13 protein-coding genes, 1 tRNA gene and 1 pseudogene are annotated in these 17,570 nt (G+C 38.8%); 7 read left to right on the top strand and 8 right to left on the bottom strand.

Annotated features, from left to right (window positions below; translation table 11 throughout):
* Positions 1-818: pseudogene (locus I8748_RS30865) on the top strand (hypothetical protein); the annotation flags it as partial.
* Positions 819-1,248: 430 nt separating this feature from the next.
* Here I8748_RS30865 and I8748_RS30860 read toward each other — a convergent pair.
* Together I8748_RS30860 and I8748_RS30855 are read right to left on the bottom strand one after the other, a co-directional pair.
* Positions 1,249-1,395: a hypothetical protein gene (locus I8748_RS30860; RefSeq protein WP_198128293.1), complete on the bottom strand. Its 147-nt coding sequence runs from the start codon at positions 1,393-1,395 to the stop codon at positions 1,249-1,251.
* A 51-nt stretch (positions 1,396-1,446) separates the two neighbouring features.
* Positions 1,447-3,042, bottom strand: a complete 1,596-nt coding sequence (locus tag I8748_RS30855; protein WP_198128292.1) for an iron uptake porin — start codon at positions 3,040-3,042, stop codon at positions 1,447-1,449.
* Positions 3,043-3,367: 325 nt separating this feature from the next.
* Here I8748_RS30855 and I8748_RS30850 point away from each other — a divergent pair, with 325 nt between their 5' ends.
* The 4 genes from I8748_RS30850 (at position 3,368) to I8748_RS30835 (ending at position 6,446) form a co-directional block, all read left to right on the top strand.
* Entirely contained in the window at positions 3,368-4,381 is a 1,014-nt protein-coding gene (locus I8748_RS30850) for a metal ABC transporter solute-binding protein, Zn/Mn family (RefSeq protein WP_198128291.1), read from the top strand.
* Between the two features lie 87 nt (positions 4,382-4,468).
* Positions 4,469-5,248, top strand: coding sequence for a metal ABC transporter ATP-binding protein (locus I8748_RS30845; RefSeq protein WP_198128290.1), 780 nt, complete (start codon positions 4,469-4,471; stop codon positions 5,246-5,248).
* 180 nt (positions 5,249-5,428) lie between these two features.
* A complete protein-coding gene (locus I8748_RS30840; protein WP_198128289.1) occupies positions 5,429-6,298 on the top strand; it encodes a metal ABC transporter permease in 870 nt (289 codons plus the stop codon).
* 75 nt (positions 6,299-6,373) lie between these two features.
* Positions 6,374-6,446 (top strand) — tRNA-Phe (locus tag I8748_RS30835).
* A 481-nt stretch (positions 6,447-6,927) separates the two neighbouring features.
* On the opposite strand, the gene I8748_RS30830 is transcribed toward I8748_RS30835, so the two are convergent.
* The 6 genes from I8748_RS30830 to cofH all read right to left on the bottom strand — a co-directional run bounded on the left by I8748_RS30830 (position 6,928) and on the right by cofH (position 13,804).
* Positions 6,928-8,022, bottom strand: a complete 1,095-nt coding sequence (locus I8748_RS30830) for a reverse transcriptase domain-containing protein (RefSeq protein WP_198128288.1) — start codon at positions 8,020-8,022, stop codon at positions 6,928-6,930.
* A 229-nt stretch (positions 8,023-8,251) separates the two neighbouring features.
* Complete coding sequence (locus I8748_RS30825) at positions 8,252-9,283, bottom strand: RNA-binding domain-containing protein (protein ID WP_318781300.1); 1,032 nt, start codon at positions 9,281-9,283, stop codon at positions 8,252-8,254.
* 135 nt (positions 9,284-9,418) lie between these two features.
* The gene (locus I8748_RS35480) at positions 9,419-9,592 is read right to left on the bottom strand and encodes a hypothetical protein (RefSeq protein WP_225896598.1); all 174 of its coding nucleotides are present in this window, start codon (positions 9,590-9,592) and stop codon (positions 9,419-9,421) included.
* A gap of 184 nt (positions 9,593-9,776) precedes the next feature.
* Positions 9,777-11,276, bottom strand: a complete 1,500-nt coding sequence (locus tag I8748_RS30815) for a family 10 glycosylhydrolase (protein ID WP_198128287.1) — start codon at positions 11,274-11,276, stop codon at positions 9,777-9,779.
* 798 nt (positions 11,277-12,074) lie between these two features.
* Positions 12,075-12,470, bottom strand: a complete 396-nt coding sequence (psb27, locus tag I8748_RS30810) for a photosystem II protein Psb27 (RefSeq protein WP_198128286.1) — start codon at positions 12,468-12,470, stop codon at positions 12,075-12,077.
* 194 nt (positions 12,471-12,664) lie between these two features.
* Positions 12,665-13,804: a 7,8-didemethyl-8-hydroxy-5-deazariboflavin synthase subunit CofH gene (cofH, locus tag I8748_RS30805; protein WP_198128285.1), complete on the bottom strand. Its 1,140-nt coding sequence runs from the start codon at positions 13,802-13,804 to the stop codon at positions 12,665-12,667.
* A gap of 709 nt (positions 13,805-14,513) precedes the next feature.
* Between cofH and I8748_RS30800 the strand changes: the two genes are divergently transcribed.
* Both I8748_RS30800 and I8748_RS30795 read left to right on the top strand, forming a co-directional pair.
* On the top strand, positions 14,514-15,764 hold the full coding sequence (locus I8748_RS30800) for an acyltransferase family protein (RefSeq protein ID WP_198128284.1): 1,251 nt from the start codon (positions 14,514-14,516) through the stop codon (positions 15,762-15,764).
* Positions 15,765-15,831: 67 nt separating this feature from the next.
* On the top strand, positions 15,832-17,514 hold the full coding sequence (locus tag I8748_RS30795) for a glycosyltransferase family 39 protein (RefSeq protein WP_198128283.1): 1,683 nt from the start codon (positions 15,832-15,834) through the stop codon (positions 17,512-17,514).
* Positions 17,515-17,570: the final 56 nt, after the last annotated feature.

Below are 17,570 nucleotides of genomic sequence, written 5' to 3'. Positions count from 1 at the left end.
GTGTGATTCCCAGTAGATTTCAAGTGATAGTCACGGCTGATCGAGGCCTGTATGCAGATTGGTTATATCAACTCATTGTCGATGCTGGCTGGCATCCGTTTTTACGTATTAACCATCAAGGGACTTATCGAGTTCCACCTAGTCACACATGGCATCTATTGGTAGATGTAGTCTCTGCTCCTGCACAATCTTGGTCAGGTCAGATTATTTGTTTTAAAACCAATCCACTCAAATGCACATTACTGGCACGTTGGGATATCGGCTATCAAGACCCGTGGTTGATTCTGACTGACATTGAACCAACTCGCGCTTCGGCTGTTTGGTACGGTTTACGTCCTAGCACTGAATGCGTTTACCCTTCGGGTTCGGGGGTTCGCAATCGACGGGAACCGCCAAGACTGCGACCCCCTCACCGCGATGTTAAATCTGACGGTTGGCAGTGGCACAACACCGTTTACTTGACCCTCAACGTGCTGAACGTATGCAGGTTAGCGATCGCAGTTTCTACCCTTTGGATGGTTATGCTTGGTGGTGAGGTAGTGCGTTCCTGTCGCCTTGCGTCGGAAAGCAACTACCGAACCCGTAAGGGTGAAGCTGAAAATCAATCATCTCCCCCAAATTTAGAAACACTTCCATCTCACCACATTGTATTTTCTCAACCTCTTAACCTTCATCCTCAACGTCATCTTTCTTGTTTTCTCCAGGGATTGTTAACCCTGATTGCTAATTTACTCAACCATCTTCCTATTCAACTTCATCGTTGGAGTTCTTTTCCTTCTACTCCTGTTGACGATTTTTACTGTTTTAACTCCTCCTAAGTGTAAAAAACCTACACCTGTCAGCCATCCCCCCATCCCCCCATCCCCTCTATCCCTTGACATTTTTGAAATATTCTGAAAGATAGAAGCTAATTTCCTTCGGCCACATCTTTTTTTGGTAAATTTTTACGAAAAAACTGTGTTGGCTGTTACAATATTGTTAAGAAAAGTTGCCCGTTGCATTTTGGGAACGCGCAATTGGGTTTTAACTCTATTGAGAAGACAACGCGAAAAAATATTTTTCAAACCAGCCGTGGGAGGCTGGTTTTTTTTATGCTGTAAACTTTTTCTCTATTGATTGCCTTGTCAATAATACTAATTTTACAAAATTTCCTCAGTAATTACCATGAGCTTACTTTTCCAACTCTGTAAAATCCACTATGGATTTTCTTGTTTATATTGCTCATATGCTCGAAGATCTGCATAAACACTATAAAACATTTAAAATGTCGTTTTCAGATGTCCAACCCAGCCAGGATGCTGGGTTTTTATTTTGATATTCAGTAGCAAAAGACGCGAAGTTTTTCTTCGCGTCTTCTTTTGATGCTAATTCTGTGTAACGTTGCGCTTTATTCATATAGTGGCAATTCATGCATTGCCACTACAGCACCTAGTTTTGCTTAAAAAATTAGAAACTGAATGTGGTTCTTAAAGCACCAATCACAACATCATCGTTGTTATCGTTATGATCTGGGGATGTTAGCCAGATAACTCCTGGGGTGATGGTGATATTGTCACTTACTTTGTATTGGTAAAACGCCTCAACATGATATGAAGTATCATTATCTTCAGCTAATCCGGCGACACTGGAACTTGTCACTCTCGGCTCTACACCAGCGATAATACCAGCTAAATTACCTTTTTTGCCAAGGTCGGGGAAGCCGAGAGTGACTGCATAATTCCAAATGTCAACATCCCCACGGTTTCCACTTAAGGTACGGCTGGTGGTGTATCCAGCCCAACCGCCTAAGACAAATTGATCACTGATGCTAAAAGATGCTTGGATACCGTAAGAATTGCTGGAAAATGCCACATCTTCTAAATTTACAAAAGTTGCCGCATTACTACCCGTAAGTAGTGGCTGTTTGTAGGAATTGATGTAAGTTAAACCAATAGTAATGCGATCGCTTGGTTTAATAGTCAGCTGCGCTAAAGCACCGTAACCACCATCAAACAAACCATTCTTGGGAGATGGGTCATTAGCTGTACCACTCAAATACCCTAGGCTGAGTGCTAATTTATCACTAAATTCGTGAGTGACTCCCAACCCTGCACCACCGATTTGGTTATAAATTGGGTTGCGCGTACCAAAGGTGGACAAAGCACCGAAAGCACCATCACCATCGAAGATATTAACAGTATTGGTCAGGTCATCTGCTGCACCTCCGTTGGCAATTAGTTTCACCTCAGTCTGTTTGCCAAGGGGAAATGCATAAAATAATGCATCTATAAAAGCGTCGTTAGTACCATCTTCACCAGCAAAGAATAAGTTGCCCTCTGGCGTACCAATGTCAGGGCTAAGAATATTATTCGTTTGAAGCCTAGTAAAAAGTGTATCTTGCCCTGTGAAACTAGTAACAAATTCAACGCGTGCCCGTACCCCAAGAGTTGTATTTTTGTCGGTAATTTCTATACCGTTAACAGTATCTCCTGAGAAAACATCACTGACAACTGCCACAACTTGCCCTTGTAGTTTGGTTGTAGTTGAGAATCGATTCGCCTCCAACTCAGCTGTGCGTGTTTCTAGAGAATCCACTCGACCCCGTAATGTCGCCAGTTCCGCGGAAAATTCTTCTTGTAGCTTTTGCAATTGAGCTAAATCTTCTTTTCTTACAATGTCGCTGGTAGCTGTGGCAATCAGTTCATTCACCCGATCTAGACAAGCATTCAAACCAGCAGCGAATTCATAGCGTGACAGTGGACGATTACCTCGATAAGTGTTATCTGGATAACCTGCAATACAACCGTAACGTTCTACTAGTGATTGCAAGGCGACAAAAGCCCAATCCGTAGGTTGTACATCAGATAACTGAGACACTGAGGTAATTTGTGCCATTACCTGATTTTGATGAAAATTCTCAGCATTATTTTCTGGACTTGCTATCAATAGCGGTTGACTTGTTTGTGATGTGGCTGGTGTTTCTTGTGCATATGCATCACCAGCAAATATCAGACTAGCGCAAACTACTGGGCTTACCAGCAAATATTTCCATAACTTTTGCATTTTTTCCTCACACTTACTCACCGTTGGTCACACCTTCACGGCAATTTTATCAAAGCAGATTTTGTTGACAAGTATTCTCAAAATATTATCAGTAGAGAGCTATCTTTTTAACACTCAAAGTCAAGAAATTATCATTCATCGGGCTAAACTAAACAGCAAATAACAGTAGTTTATAAAAATTGTAGTGATTTTTTACACGATTAGTAATATTTATGATTTTTTATGAGAATGAGAATTATTATAATTGGCAGTGTACAATAAGTTTAATTGTCAACAAAAACTTTAACCAAAGCAGAGCAAGTATCCTTTTGGAGGAGAAAACACGGTGATTCCGACTCACATAGGACGTAAACTAGGTAGACAAAGAAGCGGTATCTTGTCCCTAATTGCTTTGCTATTATTGTCAATAGCTAGTGGTTGTAGCCAATCGAACAAAAATCAGGAAACTAATACTGAGCAGTTTCCACCAGTACAGGAGGCAGCATCGACTCCATTAGAGCAGTCAGAAAAAACCAAAGTGGTGACAACATTTTTACCGATGTATTTGTTTACTAAGGCCGTAGCTGGTGATGTAGCAGATGTAAAACTTTTAGTACCACCGAGTACGGAAGTACATGATTATCAGGCTACACCAGACAACGTGAAAGCGATCGCCACTGCCAATGTAATGGTCAAAAATGGTTTGGGTTTAGAGAAATTTCTCAAAGACACCGTAAAAAATGCCCAAAATCCAAAATTAATCGAAATTAATGCCAGTAAAGGCATAAAATCTTTAAATGAAATTTCACCAGTTGAAGAAACCACCAAAGTTGAAAAAGACCACGACCACGCAGAAGGTAATCCTCACGTTTGGTTAGATCCAGTTTTGGCAAAACAGCAGGTAATAAATATTCGGGAGGGTTTAATTGCTGCCGATCCGAAAAATCAAGCTACTTATAAAGCAAATGCAGCAGCTTATATTCAGCAATTAGAAAGTTTAAACAGTGAATTTCAACAAACTTTGCAGAAAACTCCCAACTGCACCTTTATCACCTTTCATGATGCTTTTCCATACTTAGCTCAACGCTATAAACTCCAACAAGTTGCTGTGGTGGAAATTCCCGAAGACCAACTTTCACCACAAGATGTGCAAAATGCAGTCAATGTAGTAAAAAAGTATAAAGTGAAAGCTTTGTTTAGTGAAGCAGGAGTAGATAACAAATTACTGGCTAGCCTTTCCAAAGACTTGAAATTAACTTTGCGTACTCTAGATTCATTAGAAGCTGGTCAGACAGATCCGCAGTATTATTTCAAAGTAATGAAAGCTAACTTAGAAACTCTAGAAACTGCGTGTAAATGAATTAGGAGTTAGGAGTTAAAAGATAATTTATAATTACCCTCCTTCTTAACAAATAAAAACTGACTAATGGCAAATAAAAACTGACTAATGACTAATGAAATTCCTATTTTAAAAGTAGAAGGATTAACTGTATATCAAGGCAGTTACTTAGCTGTTCGGGATGTTTCCTTTGAATTATTCCCTGGGACAGATACAGCAATAGTTGGGCCCAACGGTGCTGGTAAAAGTACTTTGGTAAAAGCAGTATTAGAACTGATTCCGCGTGTTGCTGGCCAGATTGAAATATTTGGTCGCCCAATTTCTAGACTCGGAAGTTTACGTCACCTCTTGGGTTATATGCCGCAAAATTTTATTTTTGACCGCAACTTTCCCATATCTGTGAGTGAATTGGTAGGACTAGGTTGGACACTTGCAGGTAAAAAAGGAAATTCATTTTTTAAAAAACTGTGGAGACAAGATAGAGAAAAATCAGCAGCAGTAGTAGAAGCTTTACAGCGAACAGATGCTTATCATCTGCGAAATCAAGCTATTGGTTCTCTGAGTGGTGGTCAACTCAAACGGGTATTACTAGCTTATTGTTTAGTGATGCCTCGAAAACTTTTGATACTAGATGAAGCCTTTGCTGGGGTAGATGTGCAAGGTATAGCCGATTTTTATACTTTACTAAATGAATTAAAGCGCGAAGAGGGCTGGACAGTGTTACAGGTTTCCCATGATATTGATATGGTAAGCCGCCATTGCGATCGCGTCCTTTGCCTCAATCAAACTGTTGTTTGTACTGGCCAGCCAGAAATTGCTCTTTCACCCCAAAACCTCTTAGCAACCTACGGCCCAAGCTTTAGTCGTTACCAGCATCATCATAATTGAGTGGGAAGGCGTAGGGGCGGGTTTTGTAATATTACTCAATTGGTAGCAAGATATCCAGGTAAACCCGCCCGTACAGGAGTTAAAAATTCATAACTCTTTGATTGGGTGTAGAGTTTTTAATTCAAAATTCATAATATCAATTACTAATTACGAATTGGTATTTTTTGTAAAAAATTACATATGTATTTATCTTTTGATTGTCACATAGCTGGACTAGCCATCATTAATGTTAGTGACTTAGTGAGTTTGTTGGATTTCCCATTTATGCAACGTGCGATCGCAGGTGCTGTATTAATGGGAATACTTGGGGGCTTACTTGGTAGTTTCGTAACCTTGCGCCAGCTATCGTTTTTCAGCCATGCTGTAGGTCATGCCGCATTAGTAGGGGTAGCATTGGGCGTGTTACTACAGTTCAATCCTACTTGGATGCTGTTACCTTTTACTTTAGTGTTTGGCGTTGTTGTCCTTTACTTTATTGATAAAACCGATTTAGCTAGCGATAGCGTTCTTAGTATAGTGCTATCAGGAGCATTGGCAATTGGCGTAATTCTCACCAGCCTCATCAAAGGTTATCGCGGCAATTTGATGGGAGTCTTGTTTGGTGACATTCTCGCTATTGATTCTACAGATTTAATTTTGACCCTGCTTGTGCTTTTGGGCGGCAGTGTATTCTTACTACCGACTCTGCGCCAGCAAATTTTGTTGACCCTTAACTCCGACGTGGCACAAGTTCAAGGCATTCCCGTTCAATTGTATCGCTATGGGTTTGTCGTCTTGCTTTCACTTGCCGTTGCCGTGGCGATTAAAGCTGTCGGTGTTTTACTGGTGAATGCATTTTTGGTGATTCCCGCTTCTACAGCTAAATTGATGAGTCACCACTTTAGCCGCTTTCTCATCATGTCGGTGATATTCGGTTTCACTACCAGCCTTGCTGGCATCATCGTTTCGGGTATTTTCAACCTGGCTTCGGGCCCTAGCATTGTTCTTGTTCAGTTTCTCATATTTATAGCTGTTTTCCTGTGGGTGAAATTGGGGTTGAAAGTAACATAAAATTTTTTCTACAAGCCCTTGCCAAACCCTTATATCTTTGCTACATTAAGTAATCGTGGCAAAGAAAAAAGCCCAGCCGGGATAGCTCAGTCGGTAGAGCAGAGGACTGAAAATCCTCGTGTCACCAGTTCAAGTCTGGTTCCTGGCATCTCTATAAAACCCTTGAAACTCACTGGTTTCAAGGGTTTTATAATTTCTAACCCCTAACTGAAATAGAACATTAGTTCTATTTCAGTGATAAATATTGAACATTTTTAGACACCTTTAGACCAAAAAGTGGTGTAAAAATGGTGTAAATGGTGTAGAGCAGAGGATAATTACACCATTAATACATATGTTCTCAAAAAATTATAAGGAACGGGGATACAAAGGATCTGTATCAATCATTAGCTCTAATGGTCGGTTACAGTTGAGGTTTCACTACGGTGGTAAGCGTCATTATTTGTCTACGATTTCTAAAGCAGAATATGACTATCAACCAGTTGCTTCTCCTAAAATATTCAGCGATACAAAATTATTTTTGAGAAGGGTATGGATTTCTTAGAACTAAAAGCAACTGGTATTTATCCGTTAAGAGAAGCAACTTATGTAGTAATTAATAAGCAGGATTGATCTAACATGAACCGATATTATGGAACTATAATGTTGTTTTTATCAGATTCTTTTTCTTTTAATTCATGAAATATATTCAAAAGTTTTCGATATAGAGGATCATCTTTTCCTCTTACACTTCCTATAAATTCTATCTTACCTCTTAGTGAATCTAAAAAAGGGGGTACTTTATTATTAGGTGAAACAGGTTTTATTGCATATTCAAAAATATAAGTCTTTTGTGCTTGTTCTAAACCAAATTTTTCCCATGCATGTAGAGTACCATAAAGATTACGAATACATTTACGATTAATATTAACACCTTTATTAACGACTAAGCCTGTGGCTTCTTGTCTTTGGTTTATATAAGCTAACCTTACTTTTGATTCGTTTATTTGAAATCCGTTATTTTCTATAATTGACCTCAATTCATCACCTAATATAACTTTAGAAAATCCCTTACTATAGGACGAAACTAATCCACTTGGTAAATTTTCTCGATTAATCGAAAATGTTATATCATCAGCATATCGTGTATAAAAAATTCCATTCTCTTTGGCAAAATTTTGAAGCTCTTTGTCCATCTTTGCACAGATTAAGTTAGAGACAATTGGCGATGTTGGCGCTCCTTGGGGCAACTTGTTTTTAAAACAACAAATCTGAGCTAAAATAGTTGCAACTTCTTTATTTAACTGATATGGTTTTGCAATAAAAAGACTTCTTACTCTACCAAAGTTTATTGCATCAAAAAAATCCTTAATATCTATATTTAAAACGAATTTTTTCCTTGTATGAACTTTAGCATTTGTAACTATACTACGGTTAGCTGCAAATCCATGAACACAAGGTTTTGGATTATAGACTGAATATAGTACTTGACTTAATTTCCTTTGAAGGATTTCCAGAGAGTTATTTGGACAATGAATAGTTCTATAACCACCAGATTTTTTTTCTAAATTAAAAGTTTGATATTTTGAATTTTCAGAAGTTCTATAAATATAATAAATTAAATAATTATATGGAACTTTTAAAATTTGAGCAACATCTCTTGCTGATTTTAATTCTTTGAATTTTTTACCAAGGTCTTCACAACTTTCATACAAAAGAGGCGAAAGAGAAATTTTGTTACTCACAATTAGTCAGTACCTTTATTAAAAAAACCTACTGATGGCATTCCTGCTTACTGCATTACAGCAGCACTAACAGATTTTTCACTAGTTAGCGTAAAGTTTGGATGAAAATACACCGTTGCTGTATCGCCAACGGACATCAATGCTCATCAAGTAGGTATTTGCGATTATTTTAACATAACAAGTCCAGTATGCAAAATATTTTAACAGAATATATTTCATATTTGTGAGCTTATATTCTGATACCACCCTCAAACATCTTATGATAAGTTATTTTTTTTTCATATTTTGCAACTCTATAATGAGGAGACTTTGCAAGAGCCAAATTAAAAACTTTGATAGATTCCCTATATTTACCTAATTTTCTTAATGCAATACCAGTTTGGGTAATGATAGTATAGTCTTCTGGATTAAGTTTCAATGCAGCTTCATACGTTTGGAAAGCTTCTTTAGCCTTATCTGAGCCTAAAAGTATTTCTCCTTTTGTTTTTAATATACTCAGATTATCTTTGTCTATCTTAAGAGCATCTTCAAGGATATCTAATGCTCCCTCTAAATCACCTATACTTTTATGTGCAGAAGCATAATCAACCCTTGTTCTATAATTTTTAGGGTTAAGATTTATGAGCTTTTTATAAGTTTCATCTATTGTCTCAATATCGCCCATCATTTTCGCTATCTTAGCTTTTTCATGGAGAAGAGAGCGATTGTCCGGATTTTGTAAAAGTTGATTGTTAATATCGTCTAACTCTTTCTTTAAATACTTTTGTTTACGCTTTTGAATTTCTTGTGCTCTTTCTGTGGTATTCAGCTTAATGCAGTCTGTACCTGTCTTAAGATAAGTACTTCCTCCTGTTGTTTTGTAGAGAAAATACTCACGGCTTGACGTTCTATAAAACTGATTTTCATCTATTCCCAGAATACTTATATTTACAATGAATAAATCATCTATCTCTTTTTCTTCTTCGTTAATAATATTGTAAAGCGAAATATCATAAAGTGATGGAGAAACTATTGGATCTGTATTTCTGAGCTTATTAGGAATTATTTTTTGAATTTCATCTCGCTCACTCTTACTAAGTTTAACATCTAGAATTTTACCAGCATCATCTATACCTAGATATAGTTCTCCTTCTACCAAGGCGTTAAGAAATCCAGTTATATATTCTTCTGCATGATTTACAATTTTTTTAACAGGATGTTGTGACTCTATATGTTTAAATTCAACGTCTTTACTTTCTTCTCGATGGTATAGCGAATTTATTATAAATTTATGTTTTTTTGCATATGTAAAAAATCATAAATATCGACATTAAACTCATTACCAGAAAAGAGAGAAATTTGATTATTTAATAATCGTCTAACTTCGGCTAAAATTGGTGCAATTAAGAACTCAGATCTAGCTTTTTCGGTAGAATATAGATGTGGCTAAGGGAATATAATCACTAAGAAGAGTTTTTAAAGTTGCAGATGGTAATACTGGTTTTGTGTCAGCAAATAGATTGTGGCTTTCGTCTAAAGTCAAGCTAAAATCATTTTTTACTTTTGCAAGGCTGAAATCACTGTAAGCCATCTCTCTACCTCTTCACAATTCTCCTCTATCTTTAAAATAGCCATCTTCATAGTACTTTGCCATATAAGTTTTAAAAATCATATTTGCTATTTTGGCTTCTCTATGAATGTGTCAATTCAAAAATAGCAGGGAAATTACAGAATAAAATTGACTTCTGCATCCCCTGTTTATCTACTGTGAATGATTAGCGGACGCGACAGAATTTGCGATCGCTATCATTTTCAGGATATTGCCAAGAATAGGCAAAATGGCTGACTCCCTTAAGTTGAGGGGCAAGTTGACGAAGTGCTTGCATTTGTACTTCTAATGGTGGACGATTACTCACCGATTCTCCCCAGTTACCAGCTAAAGCTGGAATCACCTGTGTACCTGGTTTGGCGACGCTCAAAACCCGTCGAACTTGCGGCACAATACAATTCACGTTACCGCAAGTCGCATAAGACATAGGATGCCACTCTAAAGAACTAGGGAACCTATCCCAAGGTTGTAAGCGAGAATCATACCCTTGACCTACAGTTTGGTTACCATCAGGGAAAAACACTACCCCAGAAGGTATTCCTACTTGCTGTGCTGGGTAACTGGCTAAAGCGACAAAATCCAAGATACCTTGCATAGCATGGGCAACTGACAATTGCCACAACTCTGTTTGCAAAAGTGCTTGTCTGTCGCTAGGAGAAAGGATTGATTTTGAGGCTGGCGGTGGGATGCGACCTTGCCACATGGGTTCACCTTCTTGAGGATAAAGTTTATCCACTTCACTGATATCTCCTGCGGTGATGTATCCCTTACTCAAGAAACGCCGAATTAACTCCAATCCTTTATAGTTCTGTGCGCGTCGAAATAAAGCTTCTTGGGTGGCTTGACTATATAGCCATAAATCGGTGACTTTGGTGGCGAGTGAATCAGTTCCTGCTTGCCTGGGATAACGCACATAGTCAAATAGTATTCCATCGGGGCGACGGCGCACTACTTCTTGTACCATACGAAAGTAGTCGCGTTTAGCTTGCTCGTTGTAGGGGTCAATAAATACTTGAGAGCCGTTATCTACTACATATAAGCTTGTTTGACCTTTGCCATTGCGAGCGATCGCTGCTTCTCTATCTGGACGTTGAGCGTAAGTATAACCGAAATTTATGGTATACATCCAAGCATAAACTTTTAAGCCACGTTGCCGCCCTTTTTGAATCGCTACAGAAAGTAAATCAATCTTTTCTGCTCCTGGAGTGCGAATCACAGAAGGCCAAACCGTTGGGTTAGCTGCGGCTGGTAATAGTACCTGCCCATCATAGAAAACTTCTACATAAACTTGATTATAGCCACGGTTGACAATCCGATCCATAACCTGATCGAGCGTTCCTGGCTTAATGTCACAGGGATACAAGCGTAACCAAAGAGCTTGGACTTGTGGCCAATTACGATTACGGCACTCTTGTAATTGCTGTGCGTGTTTTTTCAATAACTGCTGATAACGGCTCTGAGCATCTTTATCACCTTTTAGGGCTGACAAACGTAGGTTTTCTTTTGTTCGCGTTGCTGCTGTTGATAATTGGCAGTACTGTGTTAGCTGCGCCTCGGCTGACTGACTTCCAACGTTGGGAATTAAGAGAATACTGCTGAAAACGGCAGCAAACAAGCGTCGCCAAAATAACATTGGTCTTGCAAGATTCAAGGGACGGTTAGACATACCTAAAAGTAGAAGGACAAATCAATCATCAACCACAATTCATTCATAATCAGTTGCGAAGAGAAGCAGCATCTAGACATGGGGGAGATGGGGGATGAGGGAGATGAGGGAGATGAGGGAGATGAGGGAGAAAGATTTGCTCCCCTGTTTCCCTATTCCCCTGTTTTCCATGCTCATTTAACGTGAGTTCGATAAACCTCTCCCTCCCGGACTACCTCGCCTTTTAGGCGAGGGAGGAGGAACGAAAAAATAGGGGTTTTACTCCCCTCTCCTTGTAGGAGAGGAGCCAGGGGAGAGGTCAAAATAGCACTTGTCGAACTCACGCTCATTTACTATCTTTGATTGCAAGCTGATATCAGATGGCTGGGGGTGACATGTATCAAATGTTATATATCAAAAACAAAGGTTTTGAAGCCTACTTCTTCAAGACTCCTAAACCCCTGTTGCTGTTGCCTGATTTTTTATTGAATTAAGTTATGCAAAATACTGGCGCAATATCATACGAATGCAACAGTTATTTATTTTGTTGGTTATTACAATGGCGTTGTGTCCACAGTCATCTATCAAAGTGAAAATTCGACATTTGAAATTCAAAACTGGGATTTAACTAAAGTTTACAAACTATTGCTGAGTGCTGAGTAAAAGTGCGATTTCATTACAGCGTAAATAAGTCAACCATTTGTCTAAAAGCTTTACGATTCACTAATTACGGTTTACTAATTACGCTAAGCGGTATTAATTATGAGTCCAAAATCAGAACTTTGGACTCATGACATTGGAATATAGGGTAGTGGATAGTTAACCACCACGTCGGAGTGCAGACTCTACCTGTTGTAACTCTTGCTCTAGGCGAGTTTTGAGTTTTTGTGGTATGGGTCGGTTTGGGTAAGAACTGTAGTGTCCTGCCAAAGAGTTGAGGGCTGTTCGCATAGTTGTAAAGGAGCTAAGACCGGAAACAGAGTTTGCCCTTTGGTAGCGAGCTGAAAAGTCATTAATTTTTTGACGCGCTTCTGCTTGAATTGCTGCTTTGTTTGGTGAATCTTCTGTTAACTCTAGGGCTTGTTTCATGATATTGACCACAGCCAAGGTGTCTTGGCGATAATCTCCCGTCAGACTGTCGGGGCTAGAACAACCCATTAAACCAATGGCTACAACTAAAACTAAGGCAAGCAGACGCGACCAATAGCGTTTCATATGCATCATCTGAAACTATACGTAAATCAACGTCCATCCTATCCTGGATTGGGGTCTTGGGGATCATGAGAGTGCTGAGTGCTGAATGCTGAGTGCTGAGTAGAGACGATTCGCCGAATCGTCTGTACTGATGAGTGCTGAGTGCTGAGTAAAGAATTAAGAACTCCTAACTCTTAGCTCCTAACTCTTAACTCCTAACTCTTAACTTTTTGATAAAGGGTATCGCGTTGTTGATAGGGGCGTCCTAAAGAAGCGATCGCAGCTTGCAAGGTTTCGACTTCCATGCAAGTACCACCTAAAGCACCTGCCATTGTGGTGATATGCTCTTCCATTAATGTGCCACCAATATCATTACAACCCCAAGTTAAAGCTTCTGTGGCCCCAGCTAGTCCCAACTTTACCCAACTTGGCTGATGGTTAGGAATCCAATTTCCTAGAAAAATCCGTGCTACAGCCCCTAATAGCAGTGCATCAGCTAGAATCGGTTGATCGCGTCCGACTCGACGGCGTAAGGATTTAGGCGCTTCTTGTCCAACAAACGGTAATAAAATAAACTCAGTGATACGCGCTGGATATCCTTGATTGATGGCAGTTTTTTGGAGCGATCGCAATTTTTCTAAATGCCCAATTTGTTGTTCTGGCGTTTCAATATGTCCAGATAACATAGTGCTAGTGGTGTGTAAACCCAATCTGTGAGATGTACTAATAATTTCTAGCCAAGTAGCTGTATCAATCTTCTCTGGACACAACACCCGTCGCACTTCATCGTCCAACACCTCAGCAGCTGTTCCTGGCATTGAACCAACACCAGCATCGCGTAAAGCAGCTATCACATCAACATACTCAAGTCCATCAATTCTGGCGATAAATTGAACTTCTTGGGGGGAAAAAGCATGTAGGTGTATTTGGGGAAATTCCTGCTTGATGGTTTCTACCAGTTTCAGGTAATAAGGCAAAGATTTACCATTGATCTGCGCTTGTGGATTCAATCCTCCCTGCATACAGATTTCTGTTGCACCACGTTTGACTGCATCTTGGGACTTTTCTAAAATTTGCGTCCAATCTAACCAGTAAGCGCCCGTATCACCATCATCCCGACGAAAAGCACAAAAACTACAATGCTGCTCACAAATATTAGTAAAGTTAATATTTCGGTTAATGATGTATGTGACGGTATCACCTGCTTGAGCGTGGCGGAGTTTGTCTGCGGTGACTTGAATGGCTGCGATCGCCTCTGGGTCAGTTTGTTTTAACAAAAATACTCCCTCTTCGGGAGATACATCATACCCCATTAGGGCACGGTCGAGAATAGCATCAACAGTTTTAAGCTTCACAGGGCACTAGTTACAACCAGGTTACTTTTTATATTTTGACAATAAGTTGATTTTACTCCTGCTCTGTGCTTGTGAATACTTCTCCTGAATTGTCTAAATCCCTGCTCTGTCTATTTCCTAGCTTTTCTTTCTGGTGGCAATAAATGTCTGACTGTGACTATAGCCGTAGTCACATAGGTTAGGACAATGTTCATTGCTCAAAGCTAGCTGTGAAAAAAACTGGCTTTCTACTAAGCACTCAGCAACGCCAGATGCTTCAATTCGGCGAAGCCGACGACACTTGCTTCAACGCTCTTAACCCGCGCAACGCAGTGTCTCCCCAACGCACTGGCTCCTCAGCACTTTACTAAGGATAGCTTGAACGATAGAAAAAGCCCCTAGGATTTAGCTAAAGGCTACATAGCAGATTTGATTCTTGAGACTCAATACCAGTTTTGCTGAAGTTGAAGTTTTTCCTTGAGCAGTGGTAATCTCAGTATCTTTGATAACTTAATTAAATAGTTTTGTCCAATCTAAAAGTATAAAAAATAATTTTAATTCCAGTAAATTCAAGTAAATTCAGGTAAATTATGGTTATGTAAGGCTTTTGACAATGGCAACAGCCCTTAAAAATACTGTCCAGGCTGAAGTTTGTGGGGGAATAAAGTGCAACCTCACACAAAATTAGTATCAATTTAATTTCGTCATTCCTAACTATATTTATGCATTTATGCCAATAAGTTTTACCAAAACCAACCCCATACCTTTCGCCGAAAACTATAACCGCCTCAGTCAAACTCTACCTGCAATTAAGGGTTTGGCTATATTGATGGTTGTTACTTACCATCTTTGGCAATACAGCAAAGGCTCGCCATCATTCTTTCAAATATTAGCAGCATCTAAAGAATATGGATTCAAAAGTTTAGTAGAGAGTTTACTCTCTACTTTATGTCTGATAGGAGAGCAAGGAGTTCATTTTTTTCTGATAGCTAGTGGTTTTGGATTAGCTGCATCTTGGTGGCAACGATATCAGGTATCTAAATCAAAATCTGCCTCTTTTAGTGTGATATCGTTTTGGCGGCGCAGAGCTTTACGTTTGTTACCTTTATACTGGTTGGCTCACTTATTAGCTTTAGGGTTGGTTTTGATTAAGCCTGATTATGTTCCTTATGGACAAGAGATATTTGCCCAAGGAGGAATCGAAGTAGGAGCGGCTATTATTGCCAGTCTGACAACTTTGCGAAACATGATTTTCAAATATTACTTTTTTCTCAATGGTGCTTGGTGGTATGTCGGTCTTTCTATTCAGCTTTATTTAGTTTTTCCTTTATTAATCTGGTTTGGTAAACGTTGGGGATGGTCAATATTACTTTTTGGTTCTCTTTTATTTTCTTTAATATATCGATTATTGATTGTCTTTTTAGCTTTGGATACCTTAACAACTGATATTCTTCTAAAAGGAGCATTATTTCCATCACGTTTATTTGAATTTGTCTTCGGAATAGTAGTGGCGATCGCTCTGATTAAATGGCAGAATTTAAACTTGGTAAATATCAAAAAAATTCCCAGTTTTTATTTGTTAATTCAAAATTTATTATTTGAGCGTCGTTGGTTAGTTTTGCCCATTTTCTTATTGATTTTAGGCTTAGCTTGTCACTGGTCATCATCTGAAATTTGGCCCATTTTGAGGGTTCCAGCGGATGCACTTATAGGTGTTGGAGAATTTTGCTTTGTTTTTCAGATTATGACCATGCTGACAATCCCGAAAAAATGGCTAGATGTGTTAGGGAATTACTCTTATGGAATTTTTCTCACACACATGAACATCTTTGTAGGGCTTTGGACTGTGCTAAATACTGTAATTTCATTTTACTGGTTGCGTTTAGCTATAGTAACCATGATTACCTGTACTCTAGGCATTATTTTTGAGTTATGTTACAACTGGGTCACAAAACAATATCTATCGAATAAGTCAGCTTAATTTTTGAAATTAAGCTCTTTCGCTACGCAAACTCCGTAACTGTTGAAGAATTATAAATTTTTCTGCTATGAATAAAGACTTAATAAGCCCTAAATTCTTTGGGCAATTTTCTTTAGAGTGGTTACTGCTGAGTGCGATCGCACTAGGTGTGTTACTACGAATTATCAATTTGGGTAGTAGAGAATTTTGGTACGACGAAGTTTTATCTTTACTAATTTCTACTGGGAAAAATAGTGCCTACAATAGCCCCAAAGATACACCTGTAGTATTAGCAGAGTATACATCATTGTTGAGCATATCTGTTGAGACAGGTATACGCGATTTTATTTTAACTATTAGTAGCTTACTTAAAAGTTTGTTAGGAGGAGAACCTCATCCACCATTATTTTTTTTGAGTCAACATTTATGGCTGCTTCTTTTCGGCAATAGTGAAGCGGCTATGCGTAGCCTCAATACATTTTTGAGTATTGCAGCTATGGGTAGTGCTTATGGTTTAGGTAGAGTTTTCTTAGGACATCGAGGAGGACTCTTTCTCGCTGCATTACTAGGAATTAATCCATTTTATTTATTTCATTCTCTTAATGTTCGGATGTATGCACCCTTAGTTTTATGGGCAACATTAAGTGCATGGGCGCTGTTACATTTAATTTATCAAAAAGATACTCAAATTCCTCAAAATCACCGCAGTCAAATTGTATGGAATGTCCTTTTAATTGGCTCGGTTGCAGCTGGTATACTGACATTTTACTTATATGCTTATTGGCTCATTACTTTAGCAGTATTAGTATTGTACCTTGACCGAAACCATTGGTGGCAGCACGGTTTACGTTTAGGGGCTGGAGTTTTATTAACTATTCCTTGGGTACTATGGGGTACTCTCAAGCAACTGAGAAATGCTGACTTAAAACGCTTTAGCGCTGTCAAAGAAGTTAGTTCTGCATGGTTACAACATTTGCAAGATGTTGCTCAAACTTTGGGTATTAACTTGCTTGTGGGAGACTGGGTATCTAGTTTAGCACCGATGAGTGTAGCCATAGCTGGTTGCTTAGTAATTTTGCTGCTTTTAGCCTCTAGCATTAGCCTTTGGAAATGTGGTGAAAAAACAAACTTAACTGTAGCTTTAATATTAGGGCTTTTACCGTTGTCACTAGCTCTAGGAGTAGACATTGTAGCTCAAAAGTTTACTGTAGGATTTGGCTGGGGAAGGACTATGATTATTATTCTACCCGGCTGTTTATTATTGCTAGTTTTGTGGGTAGAACGAGGTGTACCTAGTCAGTGGCGTACATCTATAGTAGCTAGTTTATTATTTTTGTATCTCACCATTAGTATCGGTGATTTTAGCCTACGGCATCGCTCAGTTTTCCATAGAGTTGCAGATTTGATTTTACAAGATACAAATCAGCCAACCTTAATTGCTATGAATTCCAAAGCTTGGGGCCATGTTATGCGTTTGGCTTATTATATTCCTCCCCAAGCTAATGTCATGCTGTTAGCTGATAAGCCTGCCAATCTGGCAACTTCTTTAGAAAAAGTCTTGAAGGATGAAGCTGAAAAATATCCTCGTGTTCTCTGGTTAGATAGTAGTGATCCCTTATGGTCTCGTTTGAAAACAGAAGCGGAAATAAACAGAGAGAATCAAAGAATTCAACAGATTTTGTCAAATAAGTTTCAGCTGAAAAATACTCAAGATGTTTCAGGCACAATGTCTTTAGATAAATTTACCCTCAAGCTTTATACACGTTCTTGAAAAACTTAAATTTATCGTTATTTTAGCGGAAGAAACTATTTATAGATTCAGATTAT

It is taken from the genome of Amazonocrinis nigriterrae CENA67, assembly GCF_016056305.1.
GTDB lineage: Bacteria > Cyanobacteriota > Cyanobacteriia > Cyanobacteriales > Nostocaceae > Amazonocrinis > Amazonocrinis nigriterrae.
Note: the sequence above shows the minus strand (reverse complement) of the source record. Positions and strands in the feature narration are given on the sequence as shown.